We start from the raw sequence: 18,440 nt of genomic DNA, 5'->3' as shown, positions 1-18,440 counted from the left end.
TTACGGGAGGGCGGGCGGCGTCGGAACGGCTGTGCTGCCGGTGCGCTGTCCGATGGAAATTGTCCAAAGTTTGGCCCAGGTGCCGTCGGCTTCCAGCTTCTTCAGGAAGGCATTGATGAAGGCCACGCCGTCCGAACCCTTGGTCAGTCCAACGCCGTAGGGGTCCTGCGCACCAAAGGGTGCGCCCGCCAGCTTCGCGTCGCCGATTCCGAGGCTCAGGGCGTTGAGTAGCAGCGTGTAGTCGGTCACGTAGGCATCCACACGTCCCTGGCGCAGTGCGTCGAGGGCTTCCTGGTGCGTCTGGAACTCTTGTACGACACCCTTGGGCGCGTACTGCGCCAGTATCGCGGGCCCCGTGGAGCCAGCCTGCGTGGCGACCTTCTTGCCGGCCAGATCGTTGTACGACTGGATCGTCTGGTTGTTCGCCTTGACCAGCACCCCGGCCTGCGAAGTGTAGTAAGGCCCTGCGAACGAGATCTTCTCGGCGCGGGCGGGGGTGATGGAGTAGGTGGCGAACACCATGTCCACCTGATCGTTGATGAGCACCTGCTCGCGCGTGGCCGAGGTCACCTGCGTGAACTGGTATTTGGCCCCATCGCCCAGGATGTAGCGAGTGATGAGTTGGGCCAGACCTGCGTCGAAGCCGCGGATCTTGCCGTCCTTCTCGTTGAGCAGCGAGAAAAGATTCGAGGTTTGCGTCCCGCCGAGGCGCAGCGTGCCGGCCTGCTTGATCTTGCTGGCCCAGGTGCTCGATGCGATGGTCGCAGCGCTGGCGACGGGGCCCTGTGCAACCAGCGCGTCAAACGCCGCTGTATTGATGGGCGTACCCTGTGCGAAAAGCGACCCACCGGTGACGGTCACCAATGCCACCACGGTGAATTTCAGAATGGATGTGATCGACATGCAGTCCTCTTGAATGGTGTGTTACGTAAATCAATATATAGCAATTATGGAATGCGCGAGCAGCCCGTCCGGTCAGTCCACCGTTGTACACGCGATGCAGCCATCCTGCCGTTCATGGGAACCCCGCCGCCACGGTTTGGCGTTTTGGAACTGTTCCCTGCCTTGCCAAGCGTTCATTCGAGGCCTGACTCGGCCAAGGACTGGTGAATAGCAACTCACGGACATTCTGGCGTCAAGCCCGAATATCTGAAATCAGTCTGAAGCGGACGGACAAGCCAGCAGGCGGTCTGGCGGCTCCTGGCCGGTAGCGCTAGTTGGCGGATCTCACTAACAGCTGACTTTCCCCGGCCAGTTCGTGCACCGGGATGCCAGCTTCCTGATGCTTCCGTGTACTCACACTACTGGTCAGACGCGGACGTCTGGGCGAGCCCCATGCCGTGTTCATTCTTCTTGACCACATGTCGATTCACTGCGGCATTAAAGAGGTGTTCGATGCGGTTCGGATTGGCCTGGCGCGGTCGTGGTTCAAGCCAGACCGCGCGAACGCAAGGTGATCTTTTGGCGGCGCTGGCGAAACAGTTCGAGGGAGGGGGGTGTGAAGTTTTCTGGCCCGCGATGCCAGATGCCGCAGGGCAGCAGGAAGTCCTCAGTAATCTCCAGAATGCGCTCCAGAAGGCGACTCTCCGCGGTTCCGAATGCGCGAGATGAGACCATGGCCAGGCACACCCTGCGTGAGAAGGCCTTCTGCTCCACGACGCGCGCCATCAGCTCACCTGATGCCACATCGTCAATCACCGTTCCTAGGCCGATCACCGTAGCCAAGTCTTCCTGCATCAGCAGTCGACGGATGATCGAGGTGGACTGCAGCTCATATCGCAGGTCCAAGCGGATCTCGAGCTTTTCAGCTTCGCGCGCGAGCAACTGTCCTGCGCCTGCCTCTCGCGCGATACTGGGCAGGAAGAGAGGAAACCGCGCCACCTGCTGTAAATCTACGGGACCGGGCCGCAAAAAGCGCTGCATGATCCGCGGGTTGGCGAGCAGATGCATGGGCTCATAGGCGACGTGCCGTGCCTTTAGCTGCATGTCCTCGTCCGAAACGCCGTAGGTCAATGCACAGTCGATGCGGCCCTCTAAGAGCAGTTCGCGCAAGCGGCCGACGGAGCTCTCCATGATGGTGAGGTCCAGTTGCCGCTCCTCTTCGGTGACGCTCAATAGCCGCTCTGTCACCAAGCCGCTGATGCCACCTGTCAGGCCGAGCACGAGCCGGTGTTTCCCGAGGTGCGCCGCGCGCCGCACGCGCTGGGTTGCGGCCTCCAGGTCCTGGACAGCGCGGGCCGCATCCTCCAGGAACTCTTCGCCCAGCTTGGTCAACTTGCAGCTGCGTGATGTGCGCGCGAGGAGCTGCACGCCCAATTCGCGCTCCAAAGTCGCCACCGATTGGCTGATCGCGGATTGCGCTACCCCCAGTCCGCGCGCCGCGGCCGAGAACGAACCGGCCCGCGCCACCGCGACGAAATGGTTGATCTGAGTCAGAGTAGTAGCCATCTGTTTATCTTATGGAATCTTGCAACCAAATGGATAAATGCAGAGGTATTCTGCTCCCAATCACTTGCCACATGTCAGATATTTAGATAGCAGGACCAAGGTGACTATGCCTGTTCGATCACTCTTGTTCGTCCCCGGGGACGCCGAGCGCAAGCTCTCAAAGGCCGACAGCACCGCTGCCGATGTGCTGATCCTGGATCTCGAGGACTCGGTCTCGGCCACCCAGTCCACCGTCGCTCGGAAACTTGTTCGCAACTACCTGCTGGAGCGGCCACGAGCCAATCGCCGACAGCGGCTATGGGTGCGTTGCAAGCCGGTGCAGGATGAGGGTCACCTTGCGGACTTGGCGGCCGTGGTCGAAGGAGCGCCGGATGCCTTTCTCGTGCCCAAGGTGCGCTCGGCCTTGGATCTCCAGGCGTTCGATCACTATGTCGCGGCCCTGGAGACACAGTCGGGTCTGCCGGTTGGCCTGATTCAGGCTGTTCCAACCCTGACCGAGGAGCCCCGGTCGCTGCTGGAGGCGCATACCTTCGCCGGGGGTGTGCCGCGAATGGCAGGCATGTCCTGGGGCCCTATCGACCTGATGGCGGCCTTGGGAGCCACGACCAATCGCAACGTCGACGGATCGTTCGAAAGCCTGTACGCGTGGGCGCGCGGGATCACGATCGTCACGGCGCGTGCTGCTGGCGTGCAGCCGATCGACACCATCTCGGCCGATTACCGGGATCTTGAGAAATTGCGTGCCGAATGTGTGCTCTCCCGTACTGCCGGATTCACCGCCAAGCTGGCTATTCATCCGGACCAGGTCGCCGTCATCAACGACACGTTCACGCCATCCGATGACGAAGTCGCACACGCGCGCCGGGTGGTGGAAGCGTTCTCTATCCAGGGAGCCGGCGTGGTCGGGCTCAACGGACAGATGCTGGACATGCCCCATCTGCGCCAGGCGCGGGAAGTGCTGGCGCGCGCCGGCCTCACCCACTGAATCCAAATCTGTAGAAAAGGAGATTTCATGTCGGTCGATGTTGAAGTCAAGGACGCCATCTGTACCATCACGATCAACCGTCCGGAAAAGCACAACGCCATGGACGGCGAACACTACGCGCTGCTGTCGCAGGCTTGGATGCGCGTGCGCGACGATCCCGAGATTCAGGTGGCCATCATCACCGGTGCTGGCGACAAGACATTCTCGGCCGGCGCCGACCTAAAGAACCTGGAGTCGGTCTTCCAGCCCCAGGATCTGTGGCTTACACAGAAAGACCAACTGCTCAACCGCGGGCTGGAGGTTTGGAAGCCGGTCATCGCCGCAATCAACGGGCGGTGTTTGGCCGGCGGTATGACGCTGATGTTGGCCACCGACATCCGGGTCGCCGTGGAAACAGCCGATTTCGCCATCACGGAAGTGTGTCGTGGTCTGTTGGCTGCGAATGGAGGCACACAACGGCCCATCAAGCAGTTGCCCTACGCCATCGCGATGGAACTGCTGCTGACTGGTGATCCGATATCCGCTCAGGATGCACTGCGCTGGGGCTTGGTGAATGCGGTCGTGTCGCGCGAAAAGCTGATGGAGACCGCTTTGCACTACGCCCGGCGCATCACGAAGAACGGACCTCTGGCGGTGCAGGCCACGAAGGAACTGGCCTTGCGTAGCATGGACGTGGACATGAATACAGGCTTTCGCTTGGAGCAGATGGCGATCCGCCATCTGCTGGCCACGGATGACGTGAAGGAAGGACGCGCTGCGTTCGCCGAGCGGCGTCAGCCGCGCTTCAAAGGCCAGTAATGAACAATCGACAAGACGTTGAGGGCCAGACCGGGTGGTTGCGCGGTATCCGCGTCGTAGAGCTCGGACAATTTCTAGCAGCGCCGTACGGCGGCATGATCCTGAGCGACCTCGGTGCGGAGGTGGTGAAGGTGGAACCGCCCGGACGTGGCGAGGACGGCCGCCGCATGGGGAAACCCTTTGACGGGGGCGACGCGCTCATCTTCCGCGACTTGAACCGCGGCAAGAAGTCGGTCGCCATCGACTTCAAGTCGCCCTCCGGCCGCGATGCGCTGCTGCGGTTGATCGAATCGGCCGACATCGTGATCAGCAACGTCCGTGCGGGAGCCCTGAACGCCCTCGGCCTGGATGGGCCGGCCCTGGTAGCACGGTTCCCGCGCCTGATCCACTGCGATCTCGCCGCGTTTGGTCATAGTGGCCCGATGCATCGCGATCCGGGGTTCGAGCCATTGGCGCAAGCCTATAGCGGGCTTGCCAGCGTCAACGGGCTTCCGGATGGTCCGCCGCTGCGTACTGGGCCTTCGGTCGTCGATCTTGGCTCGGGTATGTGGATGGTGATCGCAGCGCTGGCCACCCTGCGGTACCGGGACGCGAACGGAGGGCGTGGTGGCGTTGTCGAGCTTTCGTTGTTGGAAACAGCGATTAACTGGATCGGGGCCGACGTCAGCGGGTACCTGAATGAAGGACGCGAACCCCATCGGCGCGGCAACGGCCAGCCGCTGCTGGTCCCCTACGACGCGTTCTCCGCGAAGGACGGCATGGTGTGCCTGGCGGTGGGCAACGACGCACAGTTCGCACGATTGGCCGAAGTGCTGGGCCATACGCAATGGTGTGCAAACCCCATGTATGCCACCAATGGCCAGCGTATCGTCAACAAGGCCACGCTGGTTCCGCTGATCGCCGAAGTGATGAAGACCCACACGCGTGAGCATTGGGAAAAGATGTTCCGTGCAGCAGGGATTCCCTGCACCCGGTTCAACACCATCCCCGAGGCACTCGCCTCACCTCAGGTCGCATCGCTGCGCATGCTGCGCCCATCATCGGTCACGGGCCGACAGACCCTCGGCTTACCCTTCACTATCAACGGTGTGCGTCCCGGCAGTCCGCTGGAGGCGCCCGCCCTGGGCGAGCACAACCCCCAGTACTTTTAACTCCGACAACTCATTAGACATCACTTTGCCCACATGCCTACAACCCTTTTTCACCGCGTTCAACCCCTTCGAATACCCAAGATTAAAGGAGACATCTACATGAAATCACTTCTCCGAGTCCTCGTATGGCTGGCCGCATTCGGCATGGCCGCTGGCGCACCGGCCCAGACGAGTTGGACGCCCGATCGTCAGATCAAGATGGTGGTGCCGTTCGCGGCAGGCGCGGCCGCCGACAACGGCATGCGGGCTATTAGCGACAAACTCGCTGCGGCGCTCGGGCAGGCCGTGGTGATCGACAACCGCCCTGGTGCGGGCGGTGTGCTCGGCGCACAAGTTGGCGCGAGCTCGGCACCAGATGGGTACACCTTGATCGGCGGCTCGGACCCTCCGTTCACCATCAACCCCCACTTGCTGAAACTGCCCTATGACGCACAGAAGGCCTTCCAGCCGGTGAGCCTGGTAGCGGATCTCCCTTTGCTCCTCGTGGTACGCAGCGATCTGAACATCAACAGCGTGCGTGAGTTGATTCAGTTCGCGAAAGCTAATCCTGGCAAGATCACGGCAGCGTCGTCTGGGAACGGATCTTCGGGTCATCTTGCCGTGGAAATGCTGAAAGCAAACGCAAGCATCGACCTCTTGCATGTTCCCTACAAGGGCATGCCTCAAGCGGTCACTGACATGCTGGGCGGGCGCGGAGACTTGACATTCAGCTCGTTCGGGCCTGTCATGCCTCATGTGAAGTCCGGCAAGCTAAAGATTCTTGCCATCTCTACGGCGAAGCGTTTCTCCGGCATGCCGGATGTGCCCACCGTGGCCGAGAGCGGCGTCCCGGGCTTTGATCTCAGCGTGTGGATCGGACTTCTGTATCCTATGGGCGTTCCGCAAGCGGCCGTGCGACGTATCAATACCGAAGTGAACAAGATCCTCCAGACGCCGGAGGTAAGGGTGCGGTTCAGCGAACTGGGCTATGTTCCCGTGGGCGGGTCGCCCGACGTGATGGCTAAGCGGTTGGAGACCGACTATCAGCGATTTGGGAAGCTGATTCGTGACGCGAAGATCACTACTGCGGATTGATCTCATAGTTGCGGCCAGCTGACTCCGCTTGGCGTCATGGTCAGCCTTGGCCAGAAAGGGGGATAGCTGGCCGTGAGGACGTCCGCTCCGGGTCAAGAGCCATCACTTGCCAGCCAGGCCAGCTAACGACAATAAAGCGTTCTAAGGAATTGCCCATGCGCCGAATGGCAACAGCCGGCCACAAGCTGTCATTGGTGAGGGCCGGTTTTCAGAAACGCAAGCGGCAGACGTCCCGGAAAGCGAGGCTCAGCCCTCGTTGCACCGATGGCCCGGTGCTTGGCACTGCTTCCACGATCGTCGGATACTCTTCGGACGACCCACTGAGGAGCCAAGCATGCAACTCCCGACATTCGGACTCATCCCTTGGTTGCTCTTCGGGGCAACGTCCGGGGTGGCGCAGATCAACGCCGGAACGCTGCCCCCCACCCCATCGCCTCCGTTCAAGCTCACGAAGGTCGCGCAGTTCGATCTGCCTTGGCGCATTGCCTTTCTGCCTGACGGACGCATGCTGATCACCGAGAAGATCGGCAAGCTCTTCCTCGCGACCCCATCCGGGCAGAAGCTCGAAGTCACTGGCGTGCCGCCGGTGCTGTACGAGAATCAGAACGGCCTGCTGGGCGTCTACCTGGCCCCGTCCTATTCGAGCGATGGGGCGATCTACCTGACCTATTCGGAGCCCGGACCGATCCCGGGCACCTCGAGCCTGGCGCTCGCACGCGCAACGCTCAGGATCGGCTCCGGCACAGCCGTGCTGGAGGACCTGAAGGCCCTCTGGCACGACCCGATCAAGGGCAAGGGGGGCCAGGTGGGCGCTGCCGTGGCCTTTTCGCCGGACCAGAAGTTTCTCTTCCTCACGGTCGGTGATCGGCAGCGCATGACCCCCGCCCAGGACCCGAACCAGCCGGCCGGCAAGATCCTGCGGCTGACCCTGGACGGCCAGCCTGCGCCCGGCAACCCCAAGGCGGGCCAGACCGGCGCACGGTCGGTCCCGGTGATCGATCCGCCCAGAGATACGGAGGCCGCCAAGACCGCGCCGGTCGTGCGCACCTATGTCTTTGACGGCCCCAATCTGACGCCCTCCGAGACCTGGACCTCGGGGCATCGCACACCCTACGGCCTCGCGTTCGCGCCGGATGGCCGTCTTTGGGAACTCGAACACGGGCCGCGCGGCGGCGACGAACTCAACCTGATCGAGCCGGGCAAGAACTACGGTTGGCCCTTGGTCTCGTATGCGGTGAACTACGACGGCGTGCCCATCGCCAGCCCCGACACACGCCCCGACCTCGCCAAGCCCGTGATCTACTGGACGCCTGTGCTCGCGCCCGGCAACCTGATGTTCTACAGCGGCGCGATGTTTCCGCAGTGGCAGGGCTCGGCGTTCGCGACCGGCCTCGTCAGCCGCGCCCTGCATCGGATCGAGGTGCACGGCGCAGCCGCGACACCGGCCGAGCACTGGACGGTGGGCTTTCGCGTCCGTGACGTCGCGCAAGCGCCGGATGGCGCACTGTGGTTGATCGAGGACGATCACGAGGGCGGCTTGTATCGGCTCACGCCGAAGTAGTCACATCGCGGCCGTCATCGAAATCGGTACGGCTTGATCGTTTCCGCGCCAGTCGCAGCTGGTAGCAGTCGGTCGCACTGCAGAAACCGCCCCGAAAGCCGACGTTCGCGGTGCGCCTGCATCCGTGTTCCATCAAAGAGAGACCGCCGAGCTTGGCAGCACCCTTTGGTTCGTCTGAGCAATCGCTTGGCACTGCTCACGCACTGTGACGTGATATTGCAAGATGTGAAGCAAGTTTCAAGACCGTATTCCCAAAAAATGAGACACCGGCTTGGGACACCCGTTGCGTGACAAAAAAGAAAAAAGCCGTTGAAAATCAACGGCTTTTTTACATTTGGCGGAGTGGACGGGACTCGAACCCGCGACCCCCGGCGTGACAGGCCGGTATTCTAACCAACTGAACTACCACTCCTGGTAGACAGCGTTCGCTCTTGCGAGCCAAGTGCTGTCGACTTGTGCCTTGTTCACCGAGGTGAAATCTGGCGACCCTACGGGGATTCGAACCCCGGTACTCACCGTGAAAGGGTGATGTCCTAGGCCTCTAGACGATAGGGTCAAAACCTTGGAACTTCCCTGCCAACCGGGTTGGCAACTTTCCTTCTCAGAGATCAGTGGTGGAGGTAAACGGGATCGAACCGATGACCTCTTGCATGCCATGCAAGCGCTCTCCCAGCTGAGCTATACCCCCGTATTTCCGTCACAGCGTTCTGCTATGTCGTCAATCTCTGAGCCTCGAATTATAGCGCGAAAATTAAACGGCTTTCAAGCGGCTCAGCACAATTTCGCGCGTGAACAGTGCCAGCACCGCATCCAGCGACGGAGTTTGCGCCGTTCCCATGACCAGCACGCGCACCGGCATGGCCAGTTGCGGCATCTTCAGGCCATGGGCTGCCAGCACATCCTTGATGGCCGCGGCAATGGCGACCTTGTCCCATTCACAGCCGGCCAGCTTGTCCGCCAGCAGCGCCAGTGCGGGCTTGACGGCGTCCGTCACATGCTGCGCCTGCTCCTCGGGCCGGGCCTGCACATCGCCGTAGAAGGCCGCCGCCCAGCCGGCCAGTGCCACAGTGGTTTCGCAGCGGTCCTTGAACAGGTCGCAGATCGCCGGCAGGCGCGCATCGGCCGCCAGGCCGCGCTGTTGCAGCTGCGCCGCCACCAGCGGCGCCAGGGCCTCGCCCGCCATCGCCTTGAGGTGCTGGGCGTTGACCCAGCGCAGCTTGGCTTCGTCGAACTGCGCGGCGCTGCGGCCCAGGTGGTCGAGGTTGAACCACTCGAGAAACTGCGCGCGGCTGAAGATCTCGTCGTCGCCGTGGCTCCAGCCCAGGCGCGCGAGGTAGTTGACCATGGCATCGGGCAGGAAGCCTTCGTCACGGTACTGCGTCACGGGCTTGGCGCCGTTGCGCTTGCTCATCTTCTCGCCCTGCTCGTTGAGCACCGTGGGCAGATGGGCGTACACCGGCGGCTCCTGGCCCAGCGCCCGGAAGATGTTGATCTGGCGCGGCGTGTTGTTCACGTGGTCGTCGCCGCGGATGACGTGGGTGATGGCCATGTCGATGTCGTCCACCACCACGCAGAAGTTGTAGGTGGGCGTGCCGTCGGGCCGCGCGATCACGAGATCGTCGAGTTCGTCGTTGCTGATCTCGATGCGGCCCTTCACCTTGTCGTCCCAGGCCACCACACCGCCCTGCGGATTCTTGAAGCGCAGCACCGGCTTGACGCCTTCGGGCACTGGCGGCAGTGTCTTGCCGGGCTCGGGCCGCCAGGTGCCGTCGTAGCGCGGTTTTTCCTTGGCAGCCATCTGCTTCTCGCGCAGCGCGTCGAGTTCGGCCACGCTCATGTAGCAGGGGTAGACGTGGCCCGCGGCCTGCATCCCGGCCAGCACCGCCTTGTAGCGGTCCATGCGCTGCATCTGGTAGAACGGGCCTTCATCGTGGTCCAGGCCCAGCCAGGCCATGCCTTCGATGATCACATCGACCGCGGCCTGGGTCGAGCGCTCCAGGTCGGTGTCTTCGATGCGCAGGATGAAGTCGCCGCCGGTGGCGCGGGCAAAGGCCCACGGGTACAGCGCCGAGCGGATGTTGCCCAGATGGATGAAGCCCGTCGGCGACGGGGCGAAGCGGGTGCGTATTTTTGTCATTCAGAGAGTGTCCAGGCCGAGCGCGAGGTCGGCCTTCAAGTCGTCAAGATGCTCCAGGCCCACGGCCACGCGGACCAGGTTCTGCCGGATGCCCGCGGCCTGGCGCTGGGCTTCAGTCAGCCGGCCATGCGAGGTGCTGGCGGGCTGGGTGATGATGGTCTTCACGTCGCCCAGGTTGGCCGTGACAGACAGCAGGCGCGTCGAGTCGATCACGTGAAAGGCGTTCTTGCGCGCCTGGCCTGGGTCGGTGCCCTTCACGTCGAAGGACACCACCGCCCCGCCCTGGCCCGATTGCTGCGCCATGGCGAGTTCATGCTGCGCGTGGCTGGCGAGGCCGGGATAGTAGACGCGCTCGACCCGGGGGTGCGCTTCGAGCCAGCGCGCCAGCTCCAGCGCGCGCGCCGACTGCGCCTCCATGCGGATGCCCAGCGTCTCCATGCCCTTGAGCACGACCCAGGCGTTGAACGGCGACAGGCTCATGCCGGCGCTGCGCATCACGGGAATGAAGGTCTCGCGCACCAGTTTTTCGCTCGCGCACAGCGCGCCGGCCACCACGCGGCCCTGGCCGTCGAGGTACTTGGTGCCCGAATGGATGATGATGTCGGCGCCGAACTTCGCCGGCTGCTGCAGCGCCGGTGAGCAAAAGCAGTTGTCCACGGCCAGCAGCGCGCCCGCGTTGTGCGCGATGTCGGCCAGCGCTCGGATGTCGCACACATCGGTCAGCGGGTTGGTCGGCGTCTCGGCGAACAGCAGCCGCGTGTTGGGCCGCATGGCGTTCTTCCACTCGGCCAGGTCGGTCTGCGAAACGAAGCTGCTCTGCACCCCGAACTTGCCAAACTCGCTGCCGATCAGCTTGAGGGTGGAGCCGAACACCGAACGCGAGCACACCACGTGGTCGCCCGCCTTGAGCAGGCCCATGCACAGCAGCAGGATGGCGCTCATGCCGCTGGCGGTGCCGATGCAGGCCTCAGTGCCCTCCAGCGCGGCCAGGCGCTTTTCCATGCTGGCCACGGTGGGGTTGGTGAAGCGCGAGTAGATGTAGCCGTCCTCTTCGCCGGCAAAGCGGCGGGCCGCCGTTTCGCTGTCGGGCTGCGTGAAGCTGCTGGTGAGGTACAGGGCCTCGGAGTTCTCGCCGTACTGGCTGGCGTCGACCGCGGCGCGCACGGCCAGCGTGTCCCGGTGCAGCGTGTCGGGCAGGGGGCGGCGGGCCATGGTCAGTCCACGTGGTTGGGCAGGGCCAGGCGCGAGGTGTCCTCGCCGCCCTCTTCGACGCCCACGCGGTTCTCGTTGAGGCGCGCGATGTCGGCGGCGGTGATGTCGCCGGTCACGTAGACCCCGTCGAAGCACGAGGCGTCGAAACCATCGAGTTTCGGGTTGAGCGAACCGATGGCCTTCTTCATCGCGTCCACGTCCTGGTAGATCAGCGCATCGCAGCCGATGATCTCGCGCACTTCCTCGACGCTGCGGCCATGCGCCACCAGCTCGCTGGAGGTCGGCATGTCGATGCCGTAGACATTGGGAAAGCGCACCGGCGGCGCGGCACTGGCCAGGTAGACCTTGCGGGCGCCGGCGTCGCGCGCCATCTGCACGATCTCGCGGCTGGTGGTGCCGCGCACGATGGAGTCGTCCACCAGCAGCACGTTGCGGCCCTTGAACTCGCTGCCGATCACGTTGAGCTTCTGGCGCACGGATTTCTTGCGCACGCCCTGCCCCGGCATGATGAAGGTGCGGCCCACGTAGCGGTTCTTCACGAAGCCTTCGCGGTAGGGCAGGCCCAGCAGGTGCGCGAGCTGGGTGGCGCTCGGCCGGCTCGATTCGGGGATGGGGATCACCACGTCGATGTCGCTGGGCGGCACGGTAGAGATCACGCGCTTGGCCAGCGTCTCGCCCAGGTTCAGGCGCGCCTGGTAGACCGAGATGCCGTCGAGCACCGAGTCGGGCCGCGCCAGATACACGAATTCGAAGATGCAGGGGTGAAGCCGCGGCCGCTCGGCGCATTGCTTGGCGTGCACCGTGCCGTCGAGGGCGATGAACACCGCCTCGCCCGGGTCGATGTTGCGCTCGAACACGTGCGAGGTGCCCTCCAGCGCCACCGATTCGCTGCCCACCATCACCGTGCCGTCCTTGCTGCGGCCCATGGCCAGCGGGCGGATGCCGAACGGGTCGCGGAAGGCCAGCAGGCCGTGGCCCGCGATCAGCGCGATCACCGCATACGAGCCCCGGATGCGGCGGTGCACGTTGCGCACGGCCGTGAACACATCGTCGGGCTGCAGCGGCACGCCGCGCGTGGATTTCTCCAGCTCGTGCGCCAGCACGTTGAGCAGCACCTCGGAGTCGCTCTCGGTGTTGATGTGGCGGTGGTCGGCCGAGAACAGCTCGGCCTTCAGCGCCTGCGCATTGGTGAGGTTGCCGTTGTGCACCAGCACGATGCCGAACGGCGCGTTCACGTAGAACGGCTGCGCCTCTTCCTCGCTGTAGGCGTTGCCCGCGGTCGGGTAGCGCACCTGGCCCAGGCCACAGTTGCCCGGCAGCGCGCGCATGTTGCGCGTGCGGAACACGTCGCGCACCATGCCCTTGGCCTTGTGCATGAAGAACTTGCGTTCCTGCTGGGTGACGATGCCGGCCGCATCCTGGCCCCGGTGCTGCAGCAGCAGCAGGGCGTCATAGATCAGCTGATTGACAGGGGCGCTGCTGACAACGCCGACGATTCCACACATTGAACGAACCTCATGGAAGATAGCTTCCAAAATCTTCCGGCAATACCGGCTTCAAACCCTTGAGCGCCGCCGTGCTCACCTCGGCGCCCTTCGACTCCTGCCACCATTCGCTGCTTTTGAGCGGCGTCATGTTCATCACCACGGCGGCGGCCAGCAGCAGCACCACGCCACGCACCAGCCCGAACGCCGCGCCCAGCGTGCGGTCCACCGGGCGCAGGCCGATGGCCTCGACCAGCTTCTTGGTCAGCCAGGCCAGCAGGCCGGCGGCGAACGCGGCCGCCACGAACACCAGCACGAAGCCCGCCGCATAGCGGACCGGCTCCGCCGCGCCCGCCATCGGCAGCCGGGCCGCCACCTCGGGCGCAAACCACTGCGCCAGCACGAAGGCCACCACCCAGCCCAGCGCCGACATCACCTCGTACACCAGGCCGCGCCAGGCGCCCAGCACCAGGGACGCCAGCAGCACGGCCACGAAGACCCAGTCCAGCGCAGCCATCCAGGCACTCACCCTACAAGGTGAGGATCGCGGCCGGTAAATCCAGCCCCTTGATCTTGCTGGCGGCCTTGTCGGCCTCGGCCTTGCTGGCAAACGGCCCCACGCGCACACGGATGCGCTTGCCGTCCTTGGTGTCCGCCACCTGGGTGTAGGTCTTCAGGCCCGATTTCTCCACCTTGAGCCGGGTCTCGCGCGCCTTGGCCACGTCGGCGAACGCGCCCACCTGCACCACGAAGCGGCCCTCGGCCTTGTCGGCGCCGGCCGCCTTCTCGACGTCCCGGCCTTCGAGCAGGGCCTTCGCCTTGGCGCCGTCGTCGGCCTTCGGGGCCGGTTTGGGCTCGGGCCGGGGCTCCGGCTTTGCTTCTTTTTTGATAGCAGGAGATGTCGGTGCGACAGGGACCTCTGCCACTTTTGGCTCTGTTTTTGGCTCCGCCTTCGCCGTCACCACCTCTTCCTTGGCGCTGAGGCTGGCCGTGGCCGGAATGCTGGACGCGGGCGTGCCGGCCGAAGCGGTGCGGGCCGGCGGTGGCGCGACGGCGGCCACCGGGGGCGGCGCAACGGGAATCGCCAGCGGCTTGACCTTGCCCTTGTCGGGGATCTCGATCGGGATGTCCACCGGGATCGGCCGGGGCTGCGTGTCGAACAGCATCGGGAACCCGACCACGCCCAGCAGCACCAGCACCGCCGCACCGATCAGCCGGTGCTTGGCACGCCGGCGCATGGCCTCAATGCTTTCGGGCTGGCTGGGGGCGGCAGCCTGATCGTTGCCACCTTTGCGGAACTTGAAGAAAGCCATGAAGCGTGGTCTGGTGTGGACTCAGGGGCCCAGATGTTTGGCGTGGAGGCGAGGTACCCCGTCCCTCAGGACGCCGCCCACCGTGAAGAACGATCCGAAGACCAGAATTCTATCAGCGGGGTCCGCGGCGGCGATGGCCGCCTGCAGGGCCTGCAGCGGTTCCTGGTAAGCAGTTGCAAGCACGTCCCGACGGGTTTCCTGGGCCTGCCAGCGCGCCAGCAGGCGGGCGGCCGATTCGGCGCGCGGCGTGGGCAGATCGGTGAAGTACCAGCGGTCCACCTGCGGGCCGATGCGCGCCAGCATGGGGCCGAGGTCCTTGTCAGCCATCGCGCCGAACACGGCATGGGTGGTGGGGTAGAAGCCCATCGCATCGAGGTTCTCGGCCAGCGCCGCCACCGAGTGCGGGTTGTGCGCCACGTCCAGCACCAGCGTGGGCTGGCCCGGCACGATCTGGAAGCGCCCCGGCAGCTCGACCTGGGCCAGCCCGCTGCGCACGGCCTGCGCCGTCACCGGCACCCGGTCGCGCAGCGCCTCCAGCGCCGCCAGCACGCCCGAGGCGTTGACCAGTTGGTTGGCGCCGCGCAGCGCCGGGTAGGCCAGGCCGCTGTAGCGGCGGCCGCGGCCAGCCCAGTTCCACTGCTGCTTGTCGCCCGAGAAGTTGAAGTCGCGGCCCATGCGCCAGAGGTCGGCCCCGAGCTGCGCCGCGTGGTCCAGCACCGACTGCGGCGGCACCGGGTCGCTCACCACCACCGGCCGGCCGGCGCGCATGACGCCGGCCTTCTCGCGGCCGATGCTCTCGCGGTCGGGCCCGAGAAACTCCATGTGGTCGAGCGCGATGCTGGTGATCACCGCGCAGTCGGCGTCGATGATGTTGACCGCGTCGAGCCGCCCGCCCAGGCCCACCTCCAGGATCGCCACATCGAGCGAGGAGGCGGCCATCAGGCTCAGGATGGCCAGCGTGGAGAACTCGAAATAGGTCAGCGAGACCTCGCCCCGGGCCTGCTCCACGCGGGCGAAGTGCGGCACCAGGTCGTCCGCCTTCACGATCTCGCCCTGGAGCCGGCAGCGCTCCTCGAAATGCACCAGGTGCGGCGAGGTATAGACCCCGGTGCGCCAGCCCGCCTGCTGCAGGATGGCTTCGAGCATGGCGCAGGTCGAGCCCTTGCCGTTGGTGCCGGCCACGGTGATCACGGTGCCGCCGAAGCGCAGCGCCATGCGCTCGGCCACGGCCTTGACGCGGTCCAGGCCGAGGTCGATGTTCTTGGCGTGCAGCCGCTCGCAGTGGGCCAGCCAGTCTTGCAGTGTGTTCATACGGGGCCACATTGTCCCCGCGAACGCCCTCCCGCCCGGCGCGCAGGGGCAAAAAAGCCCGGTGCCGGCGCCCGGCGGTGCGCCGGTATCATCCGGCCATGATCACCGTCTACGGCATCCCCAACTGCGACACCGTCAAGAAGGCCCGCGCCTGGCTCGCGGAGCACGGCGTCGACTACCGGTTCCACGACTACAAGAAACAGGGCGTGCCCGGCCCGCAACTCGACCAGTGGCTGGGCAGCGTGGGCTGGGAAAAGCTCGTCAACCGCCAGGGCACGACCTGGCGCCGGCTCGACCCGGCCACCCAGGCCGCCGTGCAGGACGCCGCCAGCGCCCGGGCCCTGATGCTGGCCCAGCCCAGCGTCATCAAGCGCCCGGTGGTGGAATGGGGCCCTCAGACCACGGTCGGTTTCGACGCGGCGGCCTGGAGCCGGTGGGCCTCGGCGACGTGAGTCCATGCAAACTTTTACCCGGGCTTTACTGAACTTGGGCTGGCAAAACCGCTCTGACTGATTAGACTTTGAACCATGCCTGTCACCCAATGAGGCTCAACATGAAGAAAACCATCCTGATCACCACCGTTCTCGCCGGCCTGGGCGGCGTGGCCACGGGCGCCAGCGCCCAGGAAATGGGCCGCGTGATTTCCAGCACGCCCGTGATCCAGCAGGTGGCGGTGCCGCGCCAGGTCTGCAACAACGGCCAGGTCGTCACCCAGGCGCCCAAGACGGGCGCCGGCGCGGCCATCGGCGCGATCGCCGGCGGCGCCATGGGCAATGCCGTGGGCCAGGGCGGCGGCCGTGCAGCAGCCACCATGCTGGGCATGATCGGCGGCGCGCTACTGGGCAACAACGTGGAAGGCGGCGGCACCCAGGTGCAGAACGTGCAGCAATGCACGACGCAGACCTTCTACGAGAACCGCACCACGGCCTACAACGTGGTCTATGAATACGCGGGCAAGCAGTACAGCGTGCAGATGCCGCAAGACCCCGGCGCCTATGTGCGCCTGCAGGTCACGCCGGTGGGCGCGGTCGCCCCGGACCAGCCGCCGGTACAGGCGCCGACCGCCGACACCCTGGTGCAGCCAGGCTATGCGCCGCAGCCGGCCTACGTGCAGCCCACCACCTACGTGCAGCCCACCACCTACGTGCAGCCCCCGGTGGTGTACCAGGCGCCCGTGGTCTACTCGGCGGCGCCCTACTACTACCCGCCCGTGGGCCTGTCCTTCAACTTCGGCTACTACGGCGGCTATGGCGGCCGCGGCGGCTACCGCCACTGGCGCTGAAGCCAGCCTTCCCAGGAAAAACGGCCCTTCAGGGCCGTTTTCTCATTGAAATGAGCCAGATGTCCTTGTCGCATGGTCATCTCTAGCTATTATTTTCATAGCGCCGTCTGGAGCAGCGCGCCCTTGAACAGCACCGGGCCGGTCGGCCCGCCCTCGCTCGGGACGCCGCCCTTGGGCTCCAGGCTGATGGCCAGCGCAGGCGCTTCCTTCACGGCCCCTTCCGCGGCCGTCAGGCGGATCACCGGGCCGCTGCCCAGCACGCCCAGCGATTTCGGGCCGCTGCCCGGGGGCAGCGCCCACAGCTGCAGCGACTTGTCCGAGGCCTCCTGGTAGCCGCCCACGCGTTTGAGCACCAGCGTCTGCTTGCGCGGATCGAAGGTCACCAGCACGGACGCGGCCGCATGCTCGTCGGCCAGCACGGCCACGTACTGGATGTCGGGGGTGGCCTGCAGCTGCGCCACCAGCTGGGCGTTCTGCTGCGCGGCCTGGGCCAGCTGGCCGGCCTGGCTGCCGACCTCTCGGTTCAGGTTCACGCCCACCAGCACGGCGGCCACGCCGGCCAGGGCGGCGGCCATTGCGGCGCCGCGCCACCAGCCGAGAGCACGGCGCAGTTTGTCGAACATGGCGACCTCCACCACGGCGGCGCCGGCGGGGCGCTGCCGCTGCGCCGCCAGCGTGTTTTCGATGCGCTTCCAGACGTTCGGGCTCGGCATCTGCGCTGCCTGAAGCTCGGTCATCGAAGCGAAGCGCTCCTGCCAGATCAGGGCACTGGCGCGCACGGTGGCGCTCTGGCGCGCCAGGGTCTCGAAGCGGCGGCGCGCGCCGCCGCGCAGCGTGCCCAGCGCATGGCTGGCGGCCAGTTGGTCGAGCAAGGCGGGGTTGCCGTGCAGGTTCATGCAAACCTCGCCATGCAGCCGCGCAGTTGCTCGAGGCCGCGCCGGATCCAGGTCTTGACCGTGCCCAGCGGCAGGCTGAGCTGCTGGGCCAGCTCGCCGTGGCTCAGGTCGCGCAGGTAGGCCAGGCTCACCACCTCGCGCTGCCGGGCCTCCAGCTTGCGCAGGCATTCGTGCAGCGCCCAGGCCTGCTCGCTGGCCTGCGTGGTGTCCATCGGGTTGGGCGTGTCGCCCGCCACGGTCTCGTTCATGTGCTCGTTCAGTTCCTGGTGCGCGTCGGCGCGCTCGCTGGCGCGCCGGCGCAGGAAGTCCAGCGCGCGGCTGCGCACGATCACGCCCATCCAGGCCAGCGGCGGGCTGAGGGCGGCACGGTAGTCGCCGGCGATACGCCAGACGTTCAGGTAGGCCTCCTGCAGCACGTCCTCGGCCCAGTCGCGGTGGCCCACCACGCGCAGCGCCACGCCATACAGCTTGGAGCTGGTCAGATCGTAGAGCTCGCGCAGGGCCGCCTCGGCATCGCCGCGCGAGGCCGCGGGCGCGAGGCCGCGCTGGGCGGCAATGCGATCGATCAGGTCGATCAGGTGAAGGTCTTGGAGGTCGGTAACCATGGCGGGATTGTCGGGCTTCCCCGGTCTTACGCAAGCCCCGCGGCATCGGATTCATGCCCCGGCCCACAAGGGCGCGCCCAGGCCCGTGGCGCCTCTGCGGGCCGGCGCTAAAATTGATGGTTTACCCAACCGCGATGCGCCCCCGCGCGCCGGGCGCCGCGCCTTCGGGCACGCCGGCCCCGC

17 protein-coding genes and 3 tRNA genes are annotated in these 18,440 nt (G+C 65.5%); 7 read left to right on the top strand and 13 right to left on the bottom strand.

Going from position 1 to position 18,440, the window contains the following annotated elements; all coding sequences use genetic code 11:
• Both MMF98_RS03450 and MMF98_RS03445 read right to left on the bottom strand, forming a co-directional pair.
• Positions 1-903, bottom strand: a complete 903-nt coding sequence (locus MMF98_RS03450) for a glutamate ABC transporter substrate-binding protein (protein WP_243304346.1) — start codon at positions 901-903, stop codon at positions 1-3.
• 525 nt (positions 904-1,428) lie between these two features.
• Positions 1,429-2,448 carry a LysR family transcriptional regulator gene (locus tag MMF98_RS03445; protein WP_243304344.1) on the bottom strand — a complete coding sequence of 340 codons (1,020 nt, stop codon included), beginning with the start codon at positions 2,446-2,448 and terminating at the stop codon, positions 1,429-1,431.
• Positions 2,449-2,554: 106 nt separating this feature from the next.
• Here MMF98_RS03445 and MMF98_RS03440 point away from each other — a divergent pair, with 106 nt between their 5' ends.
• The 5 genes from MMF98_RS03440 (at position 2,555) to MMF98_RS03420 (ending at position 8,017) form a co-directional block, all read left to right on the top strand.
• Positions 2,555-3,433, top strand: a complete 879-nt coding sequence (locus tag MMF98_RS03440) for an HpcH/HpaI aldolase/citrate lyase family protein (RefSeq protein ID WP_243304343.1) — start codon at positions 2,555-2,557, stop codon at positions 3,431-3,433.
• Between the two features lie 27 nt (positions 3,434-3,460).
• Positions 3,461-4,231, top strand: coding sequence for an enoyl-CoA hydratase/isomerase family protein (locus MMF98_RS03435; RefSeq protein WP_243304341.1), 771 nt, complete (start codon positions 3,461-3,463; stop codon positions 4,229-4,231).
• Positions 4,231-5,382 (top strand): CaiB/BaiF CoA transferase family protein, encoded by a 1,152-nt coding sequence (locus MMF98_RS03430; RefSeq protein ID WP_243304339.1) that lies wholly within the window; start codon positions 4,231-4,233, stop codon positions 5,380-5,382. Before MMF98_RS03435 ends, MMF98_RS03430 begins: the two co-directional genes overlap by 1 nt.
• A gap of 99 nt (positions 5,383-5,481) precedes the next feature.
• Positions 5,482-6,456 (top strand): Bug family tripartite tricarboxylate transporter substrate binding protein, encoded by a 975-nt coding sequence (locus tag MMF98_RS03425; protein WP_243304337.1) that lies wholly within the window; start codon positions 5,482-5,484, stop codon positions 6,454-6,456.
• 334 nt (positions 6,457-6,790) lie between these two features.
• On the top strand, positions 6,791-8,017 hold the full coding sequence (locus MMF98_RS03420) for a PQQ-dependent sugar dehydrogenase (RefSeq protein ID WP_243304333.1): 1,227 nt from the start codon (positions 6,791-6,793) through the stop codon (positions 8,015-8,017).
• 335 nt (positions 8,018-8,352) lie between these two features.
• Here MMF98_RS03420 and MMF98_RS03415 read toward each other — a convergent pair.
• The 9 genes from MMF98_RS03415 to folC form a co-directional block, all read right to left on the bottom strand.
• Positions 8,353-8,429, bottom strand: a tRNA-Asp gene (locus MMF98_RS03415).
• A gap of 68 nt (positions 8,430-8,497) precedes the next feature.
• Positions 8,498-8,573 (bottom strand) — tRNA-Glu (locus MMF98_RS03410).
• A 56-nt stretch (positions 8,574-8,629) separates the two neighbouring features.
• Positions 8,630-8,705 (bottom strand) — tRNA-Ala (locus MMF98_RS03405).
• Positions 8,706-8,768: 63 nt separating this feature from the next.
• A complete protein-coding gene (gltX, locus tag MMF98_RS03400; protein WP_243304331.1) occupies positions 8,769-10,154 on the bottom strand; it encodes a glutamate--tRNA ligase in 1,386 nt (461 codons plus the stop codon).
• Positions 10,155-11,366: an O-succinylhomoserine sulfhydrylase gene (locus MMF98_RS03395; protein WP_243304329.1), complete on the bottom strand. Its 1,212-nt coding sequence runs from the start codon at positions 11,364-11,366 to the stop codon at positions 10,155-10,157.
• 2 nt (positions 11,367-11,368) lie between these two features.
• Positions 11,369-12,871 (bottom strand): amidophosphoribosyltransferase, encoded by a 1,503-nt coding sequence (purF, locus tag MMF98_RS03390; protein WP_243304328.1) that lies wholly within the window; start codon positions 12,869-12,871, stop codon positions 11,369-11,371.
• Positions 12,872-12,881: 10 nt separating this feature from the next.
• On the bottom strand, positions 12,882-13,367 hold the full coding sequence (locus tag MMF98_RS03385; protein WP_243307285.1) for a CvpA family protein: 486 nt from the start codon (positions 13,365-13,367) through the stop codon (positions 12,882-12,884).
• 13 nt (positions 13,368-13,380) lie between these two features.
• The gene (locus tag MMF98_RS03380; RefSeq protein WP_243304326.1) at positions 13,381-14,163 is read right to left on the bottom strand and encodes an SPOR domain-containing protein; all 783 of its coding nucleotides are present in this window, start codon (positions 14,161-14,163) and stop codon (positions 13,381-13,383) included.
• 21 nt (positions 14,164-14,184) lie between these two features.
• Positions 14,185-15,486, bottom strand: coding sequence for a bifunctional tetrahydrofolate synthase/dihydrofolate synthase (folC, locus tag MMF98_RS03375; RefSeq protein WP_243304324.1), 1,302 nt, complete (start codon positions 15,484-15,486; stop codon positions 14,185-14,187).
• Between the two features lie 86 nt (positions 15,487-15,572).
• Between folC and MMF98_RS03370 the strand changes: the two genes are divergently transcribed.
• Both MMF98_RS03370 and MMF98_RS03365 read left to right on the top strand, forming a co-directional pair.
• A complete protein-coding gene (locus MMF98_RS03370) occupies positions 15,573-15,926 on the top strand; it encodes an ArsC family reductase (protein ID WP_243304323.1) in 354 nt (117 codons plus the stop codon).
• 101 nt (positions 15,927-16,027) lie between these two features.
• Positions 16,028-16,756, top strand: coding sequence for a glycine zipper 2TM domain-containing protein (locus MMF98_RS03365; protein ID WP_243304321.1), 729 nt, complete (start codon positions 16,028-16,030; stop codon positions 16,754-16,756).
• Between the two features lie 95 nt (positions 16,757-16,851).
• Here the strand turns inward: MMF98_RS03365 and MMF98_RS03360 are convergent, their stop codons facing one another.
• Positions 16,852-17,652: an anti-sigma factor gene (locus MMF98_RS03360; RefSeq protein ID WP_243304320.1), complete on the bottom strand. Its 801-nt coding sequence runs from the start codon at positions 17,650-17,652 to the stop codon at positions 16,852-16,854.
• Positions 17,649-18,257 (bottom strand): RNA polymerase sigma factor, encoded by a 609-nt coding sequence (locus MMF98_RS03355; protein ID WP_243304319.1) that lies wholly within the window; start codon positions 18,255-18,257, stop codon positions 17,649-17,651. Before MMF98_RS03355 ends, MMF98_RS03360 begins: the two co-directional genes overlap by 4 nt.
• Between the last annotated feature and the right edge of the window lie 183 nt (positions 18,258-18,440).

The organism is Variovorax terrae (genome assembly GCF_022809125.1).
Taxonomy (GTDB): Bacteria; Pseudomonadota; Gammaproteobacteria; order Burkholderiales; family Burkholderiaceae_C; genus Variovorax_A; species Variovorax_A terrae.
This window is presented reverse-complemented; position numbering and strand designations above follow the sequence as displayed.

Coding starts and splice junctions, on each gene's coding strand:
- MMF98_RS03450 (WP_243304346.1), bottom strand. CDS start 903: ATGTCGATCACATCCATTCTGAAATTCACCGTGGTGGCATTGGTGACC.
- MMF98_RS03445 (WP_243304344.1), bottom strand. CDS start 2,448: ATGGCTACTACTCTGACTCAGATCAACCATTTCGTCGCGGTGGCGCGG.
- MMF98_RS03440 (WP_243304343.1), top strand. CDS start 2,555: ATGCCTGTTCGATCACTCTTGTTCGTCCCCGGGGACGCCGAGCGCAAG.
- MMF98_RS03435 (WP_243304341.1), top strand. CDS start 3,461: ATGTCGGTCGATGTTGAAGTCAAGGACGCCATCTGTACCATCACGATC.
- MMF98_RS03430 (WP_243304339.1), top strand. CDS start 4,231: ATGAACAATCGACAAGACGTTGAGGGCCAGACCGGGTGGTTGCGCGGT.
- MMF98_RS03425 (WP_243304337.1), top strand. CDS start 5,482: ATGAAATCACTTCTCCGAGTCCTCGTATGGCTGGCCGCATTCGGCATG.
- MMF98_RS03420 (WP_243304333.1), top strand. CDS start 6,791: ATGCAACTCCCGACATTCGGACTCATCCCTTGGTTGCTCTTCGGGGCA.
- gltX (WP_243304331.1), bottom strand. CDS start 10,154: ATGACAAAAATACGCACCCGCTTCGCCCCGTCGCCGACGGGCTTCATC.
- MMF98_RS03395 (WP_243304329.1), bottom strand. CDS start 11,366: ATGGCCCGCCGCCCCCTGCCCGACACGCTGCACCGGGACACGCTGGCC.
- purF (WP_243304328.1), bottom strand. CDS start 12,871: ATGTGTGGAATCGTCGGCGTTGTCAGCAGCGCCCCTGTCAATCAGCTG.
- MMF98_RS03385 (WP_243307285.1), bottom strand. CDS start 13,367: ATGGCTGCGCTGGACTGGGTCTTCGTGGCCGTGCTGCTGGCGTCCCTG.
- MMF98_RS03380 (WP_243304326.1), bottom strand. CDS start 14,163: ATGGCTTTCTTCAAGTTCCGCAAAGGTGGCAACGATCAGGCTGCCGCC.
- folC (WP_243304324.1), bottom strand. CDS start 15,486: ATGTGGCCCCGTATGAACACACTGCAAGACTGGCTGGCCCACTGCGAG.
- MMF98_RS03370 (WP_243304323.1), top strand. CDS start 15,573: ATGATCACCGTCTACGGCATCCCCAACTGCGACACCGTCAAGAAGGCC.
- MMF98_RS03365 (WP_243304321.1), top strand. CDS start 16,028: ATGAAGAAAACCATCCTGATCACCACCGTTCTCGCCGGCCTGGGCGGC.
- MMF98_RS03360 (WP_243304320.1), bottom strand. CDS start 17,652: ATGAACCTGCACGGCAACCCCGCCTTGCTCGACCAACTGGCCGCCAGC.
- MMF98_RS03355 (WP_243304319.1), bottom strand. CDS start 18,257: ATGGTTACCGACCTCCAAGACCTTCACCTGATCGACCTGATCGATCGC.